At 63.9% G+C, this 15,342-nt stretch carries 14 protein-coding genes; 9 read left to right on the forward strand and 5 right to left on the reverse strand.

The genetic code is table 11. The features are described from left to right. Nucleotides 1-31 precede the first annotated feature (31 nt). From asd to J7E36_RS10745, 3 genes are read right to left on the reverse strand one after another with little or no spacing between them, the layout of a single operon-like run. Nucleotides 32-892 (reverse strand): archaetidylserine decarboxylase, encoded by an 861-nt coding sequence (gene asd, locus J7E36_RS10735; RefSeq protein ID WP_215002629.1) that lies wholly within the window; start codon nt 890-892, stop codon nt 32-34. Nucleotides 893-911: 19 nt separating this feature from the next. Continuing rightward, nucleotides 912-1,727 (reverse strand): rhodanese-like domain-containing protein, encoded by an 816-nt coding sequence (locus J7E36_RS10740; protein WP_215002631.1) that lies wholly within the window; start codon nt 1,725-1,727, stop codon nt 912-914. A gap of 42 nt (nt 1,728-1,769) precedes the next feature. Next, a complete protein-coding gene (locus J7E36_RS10745) occupies nt 1,770-3,308 on the reverse strand; it encodes an HDOD domain-containing protein (protein ID WP_215002633.1) in 1,539 nt (512 codons plus the stop codon). Between the two features lie 166 nt (nt 3,309-3,474). Here J7E36_RS10745 and motA point away from each other — a divergent pair, with 166 nt between their 5' ends. Continuing rightward, nucleotides 3,475-4,326, forward strand: a complete 852-nt coding sequence (gene motA / locus J7E36_RS10750) for a flagellar motor stator protein MotA (RefSeq protein WP_215002636.1) — start codon at nt 3,475-3,477, stop codon at nt 4,324-4,326. 3 nt (nt 4,327-4,329) lie between these two features. Then, a complete protein-coding gene (motB, locus tag J7E36_RS10755; protein ID WP_215002638.1) occupies nt 4,330-5,364 on the forward strand; it encodes a flagellar motor protein MotB in 1,035 nt (344 codons plus the stop codon). Between the two features lie 10 nt (nt 5,365-5,374). Here motB and rsgA read toward each other — a convergent pair whose 3' ends face one another. After that, nucleotides 5,375-6,406, reverse strand: coding sequence for a small ribosomal subunit biogenesis GTPase RsgA (rsgA, locus tag J7E36_RS10760; protein ID WP_215002640.1), 1,032 nt, complete (start codon nt 6,404-6,406; stop codon nt 5,375-5,377). A 108-nt stretch (nt 6,407-6,514) separates the two neighbouring features. On the opposite strand from rsgA, the gene orn reads away from it, so the two are divergent. Together orn and J7E36_RS10770 are read left to right on the forward strand one after the other, a co-directional pair. Further along, nucleotides 6,515-7,057, forward strand: a complete 543-nt coding sequence (gene orn / locus J7E36_RS10765; RefSeq protein ID WP_215002642.1) for an oligoribonuclease — start codon at nt 6,515-6,517, stop codon at nt 7,055-7,057. Nucleotides 7,058-7,271: 214 nt separating this feature from the next. Beyond that, on the forward strand, nt 7,272-7,886 hold the full coding sequence (locus tag J7E36_RS10770; RefSeq protein WP_215002686.1) for a trimeric intracellular cation channel family protein: 615 nt from the start codon (nt 7,272-7,274) through the stop codon (nt 7,884-7,886). Here J7E36_RS10770 and queG read toward each other — a convergent pair. Then, the gene (queG, locus tag J7E36_RS10775; RefSeq protein ID WP_215002643.1) at nt 7,868-8,947 is read right to left on the reverse strand and encodes a tRNA epoxyqueuosine(34) reductase QueG; all 1,080 of its coding nucleotides are present in this window, start codon (nt 8,945-8,947) and stop codon (nt 7,868-7,870) included. The two genes, J7E36_RS10770 and queG, sit on opposite strands and share 19 nt — an antisense overlap. Before the next feature lie 63 nt (nt 8,948-9,010). Between queG and J7E36_RS10780 the strand changes: the two genes are divergently transcribed. From J7E36_RS10780 to miaA, 5 genes are read left to right on the forward strand one after another with little or no spacing between them, the layout of a single operon-like run. After that, complete coding sequence (locus J7E36_RS10780; RefSeq protein WP_215002645.1) at nt 9,011-10,510, forward strand: NAD(P)H-hydrate dehydratase; 1,500 nt, start codon at nt 9,011-9,013, stop codon at nt 10,508-10,510. After that, nucleotides 10,498-10,965, forward strand: a complete 468-nt coding sequence (gene tsaE / locus J7E36_RS10785) for a tRNA (adenosine(37)-N6)-threonylcarbamoyltransferase complex ATPase subunit type 1 TsaE (protein ID WP_215002647.1) — start codon at nt 10,498-10,500, stop codon at nt 10,963-10,965. The genes J7E36_RS10780 and tsaE overlap by 13 nt, the downstream gene beginning before the upstream one ends. Before the next feature lie 3 nt (nt 10,966-10,968). Next, entirely contained in the window at nt 10,969-12,399 is a 1,431-nt protein-coding gene (locus J7E36_RS10790) for an N-acetylmuramoyl-L-alanine amidase (protein WP_269216543.1), read from the forward strand. Beyond that, a complete protein-coding gene (gene mutL, locus J7E36_RS10795) occupies nt 12,396-14,309 on the forward strand; it encodes a DNA mismatch repair endonuclease MutL (RefSeq protein WP_215002649.1) in 1,914 nt (637 codons plus the stop codon). Before J7E36_RS10790 ends, mutL begins: the two co-directional genes overlap by 4 nt. Next, complete coding sequence (gene miaA / locus J7E36_RS10800; protein WP_215002651.1) at nt 14,309-15,280, forward strand: tRNA (adenosine(37)-N6)-dimethylallyltransferase MiaA; 972 nt, start codon at nt 14,309-14,311, stop codon at nt 15,278-15,280. The genes mutL and miaA overlap by 1 nt, the downstream gene beginning before the upstream one ends. Nucleotides 15,281-15,342: the final 62 nt, after the last annotated feature.

The raw sequence follows: 15,342 nt of genomic DNA on the forward strand, positions 1-15,342 counted from the left end.
GCAGGCTCGCTCCCACATTGTGTTCAGTGGCTCAGGCTTTTGGCAGTGCCAACCCCTGGCCCATCTGCACCGGCGAACCGGCCACCAGTTCTTCAGCCCATTTCACCTGGCCCGGCCCGAACAGCACGATGGCGGTCGAACCCAGCTTGAAACGGCCCAGTTCAGCGCCTTTTTCCAGATGGATCGGCGCACGGGCGGCTTCGTCGTAGCGGAAGGTCTTCAGTTCGCGCTTGGGCGGTGTGACCAGGCCGGCCCAGACGGTTTCGATGGAGGCCACGATCATCGCGCCTACCAGCACCACGGCCATTGGCCCGCGCTCGGTGTCGAAAATGCATGCCACGCGCTCGTTGCGGGCAAACAGTTCCGGAACGTTTTCGGCAGTGGTCTGGTTCACCGAGAAAATCCGCCCGGGGATGTAGACCATCTCCCGCAGAGTGCCGGCCAGCGGCATGTGCACGCGGTGATAATCCTTGGGGGACAGGTAAATGGTGGCGAAGTCACCGCCCATGAACGGCGCAGCATTGGCGGCGTCACCCCCCAGCAGTTCCAGCACGCTGAAGCTATGGCCCTTGGCCTGGAATACCCGGCCGTGCTCGATCGGGCCGAGCTGGCTGACGGCGCCGTCGGCAGGGCTGAGGATTGCGCCCGGGGTCTGGTCCAGTGGTCGTGCGCCGTCTTTCAAGGCGCGGGTAAAGAACGCATTGAAGTGTTCGTAGGCGCTCAGGTCTTCCACCAGGGCCTGGGACATGTCCACTTGATAGCGCTTGGCGAACCATGCGGTGAAGGCATTCTTGAACCAGCGCACGCGGCATTCGGCAATGCAGCCGGCCAGCCGCGACAGCAGGTGGTGGGGCAGCAGGTACTGAGAGAGGATGAACAAACGGTTTTTCATTAACTGTCCTTAAGAACCTTCAACGTTCGATGGGCGTGTCGGGATGGTTGCCCCATTCGCCCCAAGAGCCGGCATAGCCTTTGACCCGCGGATAACCGAGCGCCTTGGCCACCAGATAGGTGAAGCCAGAGCGGTGGTGGGTCTGGCAGTGGGTGATGATTTCTTTGTCAGGCGTGATGCCCAGTTGTTCAAGGATTTGCGGCATGTCCTGGCGGATGCGCAAGCTGCGCGCCTGATCCATGCCGGCCGTCCATTCGAAATTGACCGCGCCGGGGATGTGCCCACCCCTGGCAGCGACGACTTTCTCGCCAGAGTATTCCAGCGGGCCGCGTGCATCCCAGATGGCCAGATCGGCGGCCCCGAGACGGCTTTGCAGGTATTCGCGGGTGGCGGTGGGTGCTTCGTGCAGCGTCAGGCTCACTGGGCCTGCAACGGGTGCGGGCACTTCGACGGACACCGGCAAGCCTTCGTCCAGCCAGGCCAGCAGGCCGCCGTCGAGGTAGTGGTAATGGGAGTGGCCGATCACATCCAGCAGCCAGATGAACCGCCCGGCCCAACCGCCGCCTTCATCGTCATAGACCACGTACACCGCGTCCGGGTGATGCCCGAGCTCACCGAACAGGGCCTCCAGGTCGGCTTTCGTCGGCAGCAGGCCTGGCGCCGGTGGCTGGCCCAGTTGCGTGCGCTTGGGGTCGACGAAACGGGCGCCCGGAAGATGGCCGGTGCTGTAGCGGGCGGCGCTGGTCAGGTCCACCAGAATCAGTTCGCGGGTGTCCAGGCGCGGCAGCAGCTCGCTCGGCTCGATCACCAGCGGCAAGCCAGAGAAGTCAGGCATGTGAGGTCTCCAGAGGCGCAAAGGGAAAGGATTGTAGCAAGTTCAGCGGCCGCGGTTGGTAAAGGTATGCAGGGCCCTTTCAATGCATTGCACGGTTTTGCCGAAGGCCTGCACGGTTACGTCCGAGAACGGCCCGCCACCCTGGTCCACCGCGACGAGCATGATCACCCGGCCGTTGCAGGTCAGTGAGCGCAGCAGCAGGTGCTCGCCCTTGAACAGCGCGCGCAGGCCTGGCGGCAGCAAGGCGGAAAACTGCGCGTTGTTGTCCGGGTTGAGGCGAACCTGGGCCTGTTGCGCCAGCAGCCGCTGCAAGACCTTGCTCTGGCTGATGGAGAAGCTCATCGCCGCCGCTTCTTTCGGCAGCCCGGCGGTTTGATGCACGCGTACGCTGGTCTGGCTGCGGTCAGCCATCAGGATCATCACCCGGCGCATGCCGGAGGACACCAGGGCATCCCGGGCCGAGTTGGTCAGGTGCATGGCATTGAGAAACGGACTCGGTTCCACCAGCAGCGCAGAGCATTGTTTGCGCCACTGGCTCAGGTCCTGGGCACTGGGCGGTGCCGCCGGCAGCAGGCCGGGATGGACGCGGCGGCTGTTCCTGGGCCAGATCAGCGCCACGGCTGGGTGCCAGAGATCCGGCATGGTGTGATGGCGGGCGCTGTTGGCGGCTTGTTGGTGCAGTTGCTGCTGGACGTCATCCATCGACATTTGCAGATACAAACTGGTGAGGTATTGCCAGCGGGCGCTGCGGGGGGTGTCCCAGGCCTCATGCGCAGCAAGCGCCAGGCCGTTGGCCAGTAGCACGGTATTGGCCGGCTGGTTGAGCCAGCGCCGCAGGGTCGGGTCGTCATCGAGGCGATTCTGCTGGCGCAACGGGTGCTCGCTGTCCCGGGCGATGCGCAGCACCTTTACCAGCTCGCGGCGCTCGTTGAGCAGCAGGCGATAGCCCTGCGCTATCCAGATCGGCAGGCGCCAGGTTTCCGCGACAGCCAGGCAGATCTCCAGCAGGCCGACGCCAAACAGCTCGCGCTCGACCTCGCGGGCGGACTGGCCTTTGTGGATAACCCGCAACTCCCACTCGCCGAGCAAGCGCGGGTGAGTCAGGGCCAGTGGCCAGAGCGGTGACAGGAACAGCAGGCTGCCCCAGTGAATGTCCTGCCACAGCCGCGCCAGGCGGCTGGCAAAAAAGCCGTTGGCCTGTTGCGTGGCGTGCTGGCTGATCAATTGCAGCTGGCGCAGGGCGAGAGGTATCTCGTGCTCCGGCAGCGACGGCAGGCGTGCGAGCAGCTCTTCGGTGCGCTTGAGGCCGAGGCGGTTGAGGGCAACTTCAAGATTTTCCGCAGGTTCGGAGAGGCTGCCGTGGGGATTGTGGTTGGCTTCGCGGATGACGCTCAGGGCCAGGGCGGGGCTGTCCTGCATCAGTTCGGCGATGTCGCGCAACGAGCGGCGGCTGTCGGCAATCGCCTTGCAGACCAGGTCGTGACTGGCCTGGGGCACCGGCAGGTGCACGCCCTCGAGCAGCTTTACCCAGCCGTCGAGCGTGGTCGGTCTTGGAGTCGGGACGTGCGTTTGATTAGCCATGATTGGACGTGATCATCACATGAATTATCTACGCCCGGAACGGGGCAAATTGGCTTTTCGCCGGAACTGGCTATAGTCTGGCGCAGTTTTGCCGATAAGTAGAAGAAGAGATTTTTCAGCTTCCGAATATGACCTTGAACCCGACTTAAATAAGTACTTTCTATCTATGGCTAAAATTATCGGCATCATCGTCGTGTTCGCGAGCGTGCTCGGCGGATACGTGCTCTCCCATGGCAAGATTGCCGCCCTGATCCAGCCTTTCGAGGTGATGATCATCGGTGGCGCGGCCCTTGGCGCCTTTTTGCAGGCCAACCCCGGCTATATGACGATGCATGTGCTCAAGAAATCCTTGAGCATGTTCAGTTCGCGTTTCAGCCACACCTTCTACCTCGAGGTGCTGGGGCTGATCTACGAGATCCTCAACAAGAGCCGCCGCGAAGGCATGATGGCGATCGAGGGTGATATCGAAGACGCCGCCGCCAGCCCGATTTTCGCCAAGTACCCCGCGGTACTCAAGGACGCCCGCATGACGGCGTTCATCTGTGATTACCTGCGCATCATGTCGTCCGGCAACATGGCTCCCCACGAGCTCGAAGGCCTGTTCGACATGGAACTGTACAGTCTCAAGGAAGACCTGGAGCACCCGTCCCATGCGGTCAACGGCATCGCTGACGCCATGCCGGGCTTCGGTATCGTTGCGGCGGTATTGGGCATCGTGGTGACCATGGCGTCCCTGGGCGAAGGCGACCAGAAGTCCATCGGCCTGCACGTGGGCGCGGCCCTGGTCGGTACCTTCTTCGGTATCCTGGCCGCGTACGGTTTCTTCGGCCCACTGGCCCATACCCTGGCCCATGACGCCAAGGAAGAACTCAACGTCTACGAGGCCATCAAGGCTTCCCTGGTGGCCTCGGCCTCGGGCATGCCGCCGTCGCTGGCGGTGGAGTTCGGCCGCAAGGTTCTGTACCCGGCGCACCGTCCAAGCTTCGCCGAGCTGGAACAAGCGGTTCGCGGTCGTTAAACCATGGAGAATAATCAGCCGATCATCATCAAGCGCGTCAAGCGCATCGCAGGCGGGCATCACGGAGGCGCCTGGAAAATCGCCTTCGCCGACTTCGCGACGGCGATGATGGCGTTCTTCCTGGTGCTGTGGCTGCTGTCCACGGCGACTCCGGAACAGAAAATCGCCATCGCCGGTTACTTCAAGGACCCGGTCGGCTTCACCGAAAGCGGCACGCCCTACATCATCGACCTGGGCGGCTCACCGACCCTGGCGCCGGACACCACGCTTAACCCCGAGGTCAAGTCCCAGCCACAGCCCGACAAGGTGACGGTGGATACCGAACAGGTCGAAGGCATGGCCGAGCAGGTCGAGCGCGAGCGCCTGGAATTGCTGTTGCAGGAGTTGCAGAACAAGGTCGACGAGAACCCGCAGTTGCAGAAGTTCAAGGACCAGATCATGTTCGAGATCACGCCGAACGGCTTGCGCATCCAGATCACGGATGCCGAGAACCGCCCGATGTTCGATTCCGGCAGCGCACGCCTGAAGCCCTATTTCGAAGACATTCTGCTGGCCATGGCCGACACCATCAAGGCGGTGCCGAACAAGATCAGCATCAGCGGTCATACCGATGCCAAGCCTTACATCGGCAAGGGCGATTTTGGTAACTGGGAGCTGTCCGCCAACCGTGCCAACGCGGCCCGGCGCGCCCTGGTGGCCGGCAGTTATCCGGACGAGCAGGTGGCGCGGGTGGTCGGGTATGCCTCCTCGGCGTTGTTCGATCGCAAGGATCCCTTCAACCCGGTCAACCGGCGTATCGATATCGTGGTGCTGACCCGGAAGGCCCAACAAGCCATCGAAGGTTCGCAAACCAACGACCCGGCGCCAGATCCGGCCCAAGGTGGCCCAGGCGAAGCGCCGGCCACGACGCCCGGCGCGGCAGCGGACCCGAACGCGTTGCCGACGGACCAGCAGCCTGTGCCGGCCCATGAGTTGCGCGAGCGGCTGGACCTGTTCGACGACGCCGCGCCAAAGCCGCCCGGAACGCCTGCACAGTGACTAACCCGGGTCAGTAACTGCTTTCTGGCAAGCTGGCAATGATCGAGCGGTAGCTGTTCATCCGTTGCTGATGCACGCGACCTTCTTCCAAAGCCATGAGCAGGGCGCAACCGGGTTCGCGATCGTGCTTGCAGTCGCGGAAGCGGCAGGTGCCGATCAGCTCGTTGAACTCGATGAACCCGGCTTCCACATCGGCCCGGCTGACGTGGCCCAGGCCGAATTCGCGGATGCCCGGCGAGTCGATCAGTTCACCGCCACCGGGAAAGTGGAACAGCCGCGCGGTCGTGGTGGTGTGGGTGCCCTGGCCGGACAGTTCGGACAGCGGCCCGACGCGGGTCTCGACCTCCGGCAGCAGGCTGTTGACCAGCGACGACTTGCCGACACCGGACTGGCCGACGAACACGCTGATGCGCCCGTCCAGTTGCCGTTGCAGCTGTTCCATGCCGTCGCCGTGGTGGGCCGAGACTTCCAGCACCGGATAACCCAAGTCCCGATAGACCGACAGCAAGGCGTTCAGCGCCGGGGCGTTGTGTTCGTCGATCAGGTCGAATTTGTTGAGCAGCAACAGCGGGCGGATGCCGGCGTGTTCGGCGGCCACCAGGTAGCGGTCGATCAGGTTGGCGTGAGGCTCGGGCAGAGGCGCAAACACGATCACGATCATGTCGACGTTGGCGGCCACCGGCTTGAGCTGGCCCCGGCTGTCCGGGCGGCACAGCTCGGTGTGGCGTGGCAGCTGCGCGACGATCACACCGATGCCCTGGTTGCCGGCCCGCCAGACCACCTGGTCGCCAGTGACCAGCGCCGGCAGGTTGGCGCGCAAGTGGCAGCGGAACACCTGGCCGGCCGACTCGCCTTCGCGGGCCTCGACCTCCACTTGCACACCGAAGTGCGCGATCACCAGGCCCGTCTGTTCAGGGCCCAGGTCGCCGCCCTCGAGGGCCTCGACGGCACTGGATTCTCGTTTGGCGGCGCGGGCCGCGCGCTCGCCCTGGATCTTTTCGATGCGCCAGTTTTGACGACGATTGAGTTGGCGTTTGGCCATGGGTGTTCCGTATAAAGAATGCAGCGATTAGATAAAACGGCCGCGAGTTTAGCACGGCCGAGGGGCTGTCTAGGCTAAACTGCGTGGCTACGCCGAGGAGCCTCCCCCATGCAAAATCCGCAGAACCTGATCTGGATCGACCTGGAAATGACCGGTCTGAACCCTGACACCGACGTCATCATCGAGATGGCCACCATTGTCACCGACAGTGACCTCAATACCCTGGCCGAAGGCCCGGTGATCGCGATCCACCACAGCGACGAGATTCTGGCCGGCATGGACGAGTGGAACACCCGCCAGCACGGCGGCTCGGGCCTGACCCAGCGGGTGCGCGACAGCAAGATCGACATGGCCGAGGCCGAGGCCCAGACCATTGCCTTCCTGGAACAGTGGGTGCCGAAGGGCAAGTCACCGATCTGTGGCAACAGCATCTGCCAGGACCGCCGCTTTCTCTACACCCACATGAAGTCCCTGGAAAGCTACTTCCATTACCGCAACCTGGACGTCTCCACCCTCAAGGAACTGGCCGCTCGCTGGGCGCCACATGTGCGTGACAGCTTCCAGAAGGGTGGCAGCCACCTGGCCCTGGACGACATTCGCGAATCCATCGCCGAGCTGCAGCATTACCGCAAGCATTTCATCAAGTTCTGATCGTGTTGTGGCGAGAGGGGGCTGTGGGAGCATGGCTTGCCCGCGATGAACGATGACGCGGTCCTGCAATGAATGGTGTTGCCTGCATCACGAGCAAGCTTTGCTCCCCCAGGTCTACCTCGACACAGGTTCCATGTTTGGCAGGGCCAACGGTTGCCCTCTTTTGGTGCCGACCCGAAATGGCTAGACTGCGCGCCTTCCTGTAAGGACCGCCATCATGTTGTTGATGCTTTATCTGATCGCCATCACCGCCGAGGCTATGACCGGCGCCCTGTCTGCCGGGCGCCGCGGCATGGACTGGTTCGGCGTGGTGCTGATCGCGTGCATCACGGCGCTGGGTGGCGGCTCGGTGCGTGACGTGTTGCTCGGGCATTACCCGCTCACCTGGGTCAAGCACCCGGAATACCTGGTGCTGACCACGGCGGCAGCGATGCTGACGGTGTTCCTGGCGCGCTGGATGCGCCATCTGCGTTCGCTGTTCCTGGTGCTCGACGCCGTGGGCCTGGTGGCGTTCACGCTGATCGGCTGCATGACGGCTCTGGAAATGGGCCACGGCATGCTCGTGGCCTCGGTCAGTGGCGTCATTACCGGGGTGTTCGGTGGCATCCTGCGAGACATCTTCTGCAACGATATTCCGCTGATCTTCCGGCGCGAGCTGTACGCCAGCGTCTCGTTTGCTGCTGCATGGTGTTATCTGCTCTGCGTCTACCTGCAATTGCCAGGCGGGCAGGCAATCCTCATCACCTTGTTCGGCGGTTTCCTGCTGCGGTTGCTGGCGATCCGCTTTCACTGGGAAATGCCGAAGTTCGTCTATAACGACGAAGTCTGACGCTCGGCGTGCCGGCGCAGCGCCCATTCGACATGTTCGCGCACCAGTTCCGACGGATAGTCGCGCCGCGCTTCCAGGGCCTGTAGCACCGGGATGGTCGACGGTGCGTTGCCCAAGCCCACCGCCAGGTTGCGCAACCAGCGTTCGTAGCCGGCCCGACGCAGCGGTGAGCCTTCAGTGCTGCTGAGAAACTTTTCCTCATCCCACAGGAACAGCTCGGCCAGTCCGGCATTGTCGAGGTTGTGTCGCGGCTTGAAGTCGCTTTCCCCGGATGGACGGGCGAAGCGATTCCACGGGCAGACGATCTGGCAGTCATCGCAGCCGAACACCCGGTTGCCGATCAGCGGGCGCAGTTCCTCGGGGATGGCGCTTTTCAGCTCGATGGTCAGGTAGGAAATGCAGCGACGGGCATCCAGCACGTAAGGCCCGACGAAGGCGTTCGTCGGACAGATGTCCAGGCACGCGGTGCATTTTCCACAGTGTTCGCTGGCGTGGGGCGGGTCCGTCGGCAGCGGCAGGTCGACAAACAGTTCGCTCAGGAAGAAATAACTGCCGGCCTTGCGGTTCAACACCAGGGTGTTTTTGCCGATCCAGCCGAGCCCGGCCTGTTCGGCGATGGCTTTCTCCAGCACTGGCGCGCTGTCGACGAAGGCGCGATAGCCGAACGGCCCGATGAGCGCCTGAATTTTTTCTGCCAGTTGTTGCACGCGTTTACGGATCAATTTGTGGTAATCGCGGCCCAACGCATAGCGCGAGACATAGGCTTTTTCCGGTTGGCCGAGCCTGTGCGCCATTTGAGTATCACCCGGCAGGTAATCCATGCGCAGGGACACCACCCGCAACGTGCCTGGCACCAGTTCCTCGGGGTGCGAGCGCTTGCTGCCGTGGGCGCCCATGTAGTCCATTTCGCCGTGGTAACCCGCCTCAAGCCAGCGCTGCAAGTGTTGCTCGTGCTCGGCAAGGTCCAGGCCGCTGATGCCGACCTGCTGGAAACCCAGCTCGCGGCCCCATTCCTTGATGGATTGGGCGAGGGCGGGGAGGTCTGTGGGGATGGCAGGCATGAGGCGAGAGAAACCGGAGCTGAGATGCGTATAATTCTGCCAGACATCGGAGCCCGAAGACGCATGCCGCACACTAAAGATGATTTTCCCGACGCGCTGTACAGTGCCGCGCAAGTCCGGGCCCTCGACGCGCAGATGATCGCGGCAGGCACCACCGGCTTCGAGTTGATGCAGCGCGCGGCCCGCGCTACCTGGCGAGCCATCGTCCGCCGTTGGCCGGACGCCCGTGAACTGACCGTGCTCGCCGGTCACGGCAACAATGCCGGCGACGGTTACCTGGTCGCAACCCTGGCCCGCCGCGCCGGCTGGTCGGTGCGGGTGCTGGCGGTGGGTGAGCCGCGCCGATTGCAGGGGGACGCCGCCAATGCCCACGCCGAGGCCATTGCCGTGGGCGTGCCAGTTGAACCGTGGTCGAATGAATCCCAATTGCGCGGCGTGCTGCTGGACGCGTTGCTTGGCACGGGCCTGAGTGGCGACGTTCGTGAGCCGTATGTGCGCGCCATCGATACGATCAATGTCAGCGGCCTGCCGGTCGCGGCGGTGGATATCCCCTCAGGGTTATGCGCCGACACCGGTCGGGTGCTGGGCACCGCGGTGACGGCCGACCTGACCGTGAGCTTCATTGGCCTGAAGCTGGGGTTGTTCACGGGGGAGGCGGCGGACCGGGTCGGTGAGCTGGTGTTCAACGACCTGCACGCCGATCCGGATCTCGTTGAGGCCGCACCGGCCAGTGCCCGATTGCTCTCGCCGCACAATCTGCCCCGTCTGGCGCCTCGCGCTGCCAGCTCCCACAAGGGCAAGTTCGGCCACGTGCTGTTGATCGGCGGCGACCGGGGTTTCGGCGGCGCGATCCAGATGAGCGCCGAAAGCGCCCTGCGCTGCGGCGCGGGGATGGTGTCCCTGGCGACCCGCAGCGAGCACGTATCGGCGGCGTTGACGCGCTTGCCGGAAGTCATGGTGCAAGGAAGCCACTCGGCCAACCAATTGATGGGGCTGCTCGAACAGGCCAGCGTCGTGGTGGTCGGGCCGGGCCTGGGCCAGGCCGCGTGGGGGCGCAGCCTGTTATCGGCGGCGGCCACGGCAGCGCTGCCGCAAGTCTGGGACGCCGATGCGCTGAACCTGCTGGGCAGCGGCGCGGTCAGTCTGCCGGGCGATTGTGTCATCACCCCGCATCCGGGCGAGGCCGCGCGGCTGTTGGAAATATCCACCGCCCAAGTGCAGGCTGATCGTCCGGCGGCGGCCCATGCATTGAGCAAGAGGTACACCGCTACAGTGATCCTCAAGGGCGCCGGCAGCCTGATCGCCAGCCCGGACGGTCGCCTGGCCGTGTGCAACCAGGGCCACCCCGCAATGGCTACCGCCGGCCTGGGGGATGTATTGGCCGGGGTGGTCGGCGCGCTGCTGGCCCAAGGCATGGAAGGGTTCGAAGCCGCGTGCCTGGCGGTCTGGCTGCACGCCAATGCCGGTGCCCAGGCTGGCCAGTCGGGCCGGGGGCTGGCCGCAACCGACCTGATCCCGGTCATTCGTCAGTTGTTGGAGGAGCATTCACCGTGTCTGAAGTAACCCTGTACGTGGCGGACGAACACGCCATGACGCAATTGGGTGCGCGCATTGCGCGCACCACCGCGGGCCATGGCCTGATCTTTCTCGAAGGCGACCTCGGTGCGGGGAAAACCACCTTGTCCCGTGGCATCATTCGCGGCCTTGGCCACGTTGGCTCGGTGAAAAGTCCCACGTTCACCTTGGTCGAGCCCTACGAGATCGGCGACATCCGCGCCTTTCATTTCGACCTGTATCGCCTGGTGGATCCGGAGGAACTGGAGTTTCTCGGGATCCGTGATTATTTCGAAGATGACGCCTTGTGCCTGATCGAATGGCCCGACAAGGGTGCAGGCTTTTTGCCAAAGCCTGACCTGACCATTACCATTGGCGCGCAGAACGGCGGGCGTTCGCTGAAACTGACGCCGCAAGGCTCGCGTGGCGAGTCGTGGTGTGCCGCTTTGGCCTTGGAAAACTAATTGATGATGGGGTTTGGTATGCGCTTTCGCGCGGTGGTTGCTGTCGTAGGAATGTTGCTTACGGCACTGGCCGTCGATGCTGTGGCCGAGACAAAGGTCAACAGCGTTCGCCTCTGGCGGGCGCCGGATAACACTCGACTGGTGTTCGACCTGACGGGACCGGTGCAGCACAGCGTGTTCACCCTGACCGCCCCGGACCGCTTGGTGATCGACATCAACGGTGCGTCCCTGGGCGCGCCGCTGAACGTCGCCACCGCCAACACGCCGATTACCGCGATGCGTTCGGCCCAGCGTACGCCGACTGACCTGCGGGTGGTCATCGACCTGAAAAAAGCCGTGACCCCGAAGAGCTTCACCCTGGCCCCCAACGCCCAGTACGGCAACCGGCTGGTGGTGGACCTGTTCGACAACCCGGCCGACGCCGCGCCGCCTCCACCGCCACCGACCAATGTCGCCACGGTGCCAGCGGTGCCGGTGTCTCCGGCCGAGCCTGCGCTCAAGCTGCCACCGGCCCCGGCCGGCAAACGCGACATCATTGTGGTGATCGACGCCGGCCACGGTGGCGAAGACCCGGGCGCCTCGGGTTCGCGTGGGCAGCGTGAAAAAGACGTGGTGCTGTCCATCGCCCGTGAGCTGCAGCGCCAGGTCAATGGCATGAAAGGCTTCCGCGCCGAACTGACCCGCACCGGCGACTACTTCATTCCATTGCGCGGCCGTACCGAAATCGCCCGCAAGAAAGGCGCCGACCTGTTCGTCTCCATTCACGCCGACGCTGCGCCTTCAGCCGCCGCGTTCGGTGCCTCGGTGTTTGCCCTGTCCGACCGTGGAGCCACGTCCGAGACCGCCCGCTGGCTGGCCGACAGCGAAAACCGTTCCGACTTGATCGGTGGTGCCGGCAATGTCAGCCTCGATGACAAGGACCGCATGCTCGCCGGAGTGTTGCTCGATTTGTCGATGACCGCCTCGTTGACCTCCAGCCTGAACGTCGGCCAGAAAGTCCTGAGCAACATCGGCCGCGTCACGCCGCTGCACAAGCAGCGCGTCGAGCAGGCCGGGTTCATGGTGCTCAAGTCGCCGGATATCCCGTCGATTCTGGTGGAAACCGGCTTCATCTCCAACGCCAACGAAGCGTCCAAGCTGGCGTCCGCCAATCACCAGCAGGCGTTGGCCCGCTCCATCAGCAGCGGCGTGCGGCAGTTCTTCCAGCAGAACCCACCGCCCGGCACCTACATTGCCTGGCTGCGCGACTCTGGCAAAATCGCCCAGGGCCCGCGGGACCATCGGGTCAGCCCCGGCGAAACCCTGGCGATGATCGCCGTGCGCTACCAGGTGTCGCCCGCGCTCTTGCGCAGCGCCAACAACCTCAAGAGCGATGAACTGAAGATCGGCCAGACCCTGATCATTCCCGGCAACGAAGTGGCGGCCCAGCAATGAGCGATGACGTGATCGGCAGCACCGCCCGCATCGAACTGCTCAGCCCTCGGCTGGCGAACCAGATCGCCGCCGGTGAAGTGGTCGAGCGTCCGGCGTCGGTCATCAAGGAGTTGCTGGAAAACAGCCTCGACTCCGGGGCCAAGCGTATCGATGTGGATGTCGAACAGGGCGGCGTCAAGCTGCTGCGGGTGCGTGATGACGGCGGCGGTATTTCCTCCGATGACCTGCCGCTGGCCCTGGCGCGCCACGCCACCAGCAAGATCCGCGACCTGGAAGACCTCGAGCGGGTCATGAGCCTGGGGTTTCGTGGTGAAGCACTGGCCTCCATCAGCTCGGTGTCGCGCCTGACGCTCACCTCTCGCACCCGCGACGCCGACCAGGCCTGGCAGGTCGAGACCGAGGGCCGGGACATGGCGTCCCGGGTCCAGCCTGCCGCCCATCCGGTGGGCACCTCGGTGGAAGTGCGCGACCTGTTCTTCAACACCCCGGCACGGCGCAAGTTTCTCAAGGCCGAGAAAACCGAATTCGATCACCTGCAAGAAGTCATCAAGCGCCTGGCCCTGGCGCGTTTTGATGTGGCGTTCCATTTGCGCCACAACGGCAAGACCATCCTCAGCCTGCACGAGGCCCATGACGATGCGGCTCGCGCCCGGCGGGTGGGCGCGGTATGTGGTGCGGGGTTCCTCGAGCAGGCCTTGCCCATCGAAGTGGAACGCAACGGCCTGCATCTGTGGGGTTGGGTCGGGTTGCCGACGTTTTCCCGCAGTCAGGCGGACTTGCAATATTTCTACGTGAACGGCCGTGCGGTACGCGACAAGCTGGTGGCCCATGCCGTGCGCCAGGCGTATCGCGATGTGCTGTTCAACGGTCGGCATCCGACGTTCGTGCTGTTTTTCGAAGTCGACCCGGCGGTGGTGGACGTCAACGTACACCCGACCAAGCATGAAGTGCGCTTCCGTGACGGGCGCATGGTCCACGATTTCCTCTACGGCACCTTGCACCGCGCCTTGGGCGATGTGCGACCGGAAGATCAGTTGGCGGCGCCAGCAGCGGTGGCCGGCATGGTCCGGCCGACCGGGCTGGAGGCCGGCGAGTTCGGGCCCCAGGGCGAGATGCGCCTGGCAGCCAACGCGTTGCTGGAACAGCCGCAGCCGCAGCCGAGCTACAACATGGCCGGGACCGGCGCGGGCAGCGGCTACCAATATCAATACACGCCACGCCCGCAATCGACCGTGCCGGCGGCCGAGGCCCAGGCAGCCTATCGCGAGTTTTTCAAACCGCTGCCTGAAGCAGGCGCAACGGCATTGCCTGACGGTCAGGGCGACATCCCGCCGCTGGGTTATGCCCTGGCACAACTCAAAGGCATTTATATCCTCTCGGAAAACGCCCAGGGCCTGGTCCTGGTGGACATGCACGCCGCCCATGAGCGGATCATGTACGAGCGGCTGAAAATCGCCATGGCCAGCGAAGGTCTCAGCGGCCAGCCGCTGCTGGTGCCCGAGTCCCTGGCCGTCAGCCAGCGTGAAGCCGACTGCGCCGAAGAACACGTGAGCTGGTTCCAGCGCCTGGGCTTCGAATTGCAGCGCCTGGGCCCGGAAACCCTGGCGATCCGCCAGATCCCGGCCTTGTTGAAGCAGGCGGAGGCCAATCGGCTGGTCAGCGACGTGCTGGCGGACCTCATGGAATATGGCACCAGCGACCGGATCCAGGCACACCTGAACGAGCTGCTCGGCACCATGGCCTGCCACGGCGCCATCCGCGCCAACCGGCGGCTGGCCTTGCCGGAAATGAACGGCCTGCTGCGGGACATGGAAAACACCGAGCGCAGCGGTCAATGCAACCATGGCCGGCCGACCTGGACCCAATTGGGTCTGGACGACCTGGACAAACTGTTCCTGCGCGGTCGCTGATGAGCCAGTTGCCCCCCGCGATTTTCCTGATGGGCCCGACGGCCGCCGGCAAGACCGACCTGGCCATCGAATTGACCAAGGTTTTGCCCTGCGAGCTGATCAGCGTCGATTCGGCCCTGGTCTACCGGGGCATGGACATCGGCACGGCCAAGCCGTCCAAGGCACTGCTGGCCGAATTTCCCCACCGGTTGATCGATATTCTCGATCCGGCCGAAGCCTATTCGGCGGCGGATTTTCGTCGTGATGCCCTCCAGGCCATGGCCCAGATCACCGCGCGCGGCAAGATCCCGCTGCTGGTGGGTGGCACCATGCTGTACTACAAGGCCCTGGTCGAGGGCCTGGCAGACATGCCGGCGGCTGATCCCGAGGTTCGCGCGCAGATTGAAGACGAGGCCGCGCGCCTGGGCTGGCAAACCCTGCACGCGCAATTGGCGCTGATCGACCCGGAGTCGGCGGCGCGTATCCACCCCAACGACCCGCAGCGGCTCAGCCGGGCGCTGGAGGTTTATCGGGTCAGCGGCCTGAGCATGACGGCCCTGCGCCAGCAACAATCTGCGCAAAGTACCGAAGCAGCCGCTTCGGGACTGCAACAATTGCCCTATACTGTCGCGAATCTGGCCATCGCTCCGGCGAACCGGCAAGTGCTGCACCGGCGAATTGAACAAAGATTCACATTAATGTTGGAACAGGGATTCATCGACGAGGTCGTAGCCCTGCGTGAGCGAAGTGACCTGCATACCGGGTTGCCGTCTATACGTGCTGTGGGGTATCGACAGGTCTGGGATTACCTGGACGGCAAGCTGACGTCAGCCGAGATGCAGGAGCGTGGAATCATTGCCACGCGCCAATTGGCGAAGCGCCAGTTCACCTGGTTGCGCAGCTGGACTGACCTGCATTGGCTCGACAGTCTCGATTGCGACAATCTGCCGCGCGCCTTGAAATACCTTCGGACCATCTCCATATTGAGATGAGTCCTTGCAATTGCCGTCTATCCTTGGGGGTGTGGCGGCCCAAGCCATCTGATTCCGATTTT

It is taken from the genome of Pseudomonas fluorescens, assembly GCF_018614775.1.
Lineage (GTDB): Bacteria > Pseudomonadota > Gammaproteobacteria > Pseudomonadales > Pseudomonadaceae > Aquipseudomonas > Aquipseudomonas fluorescens_BY.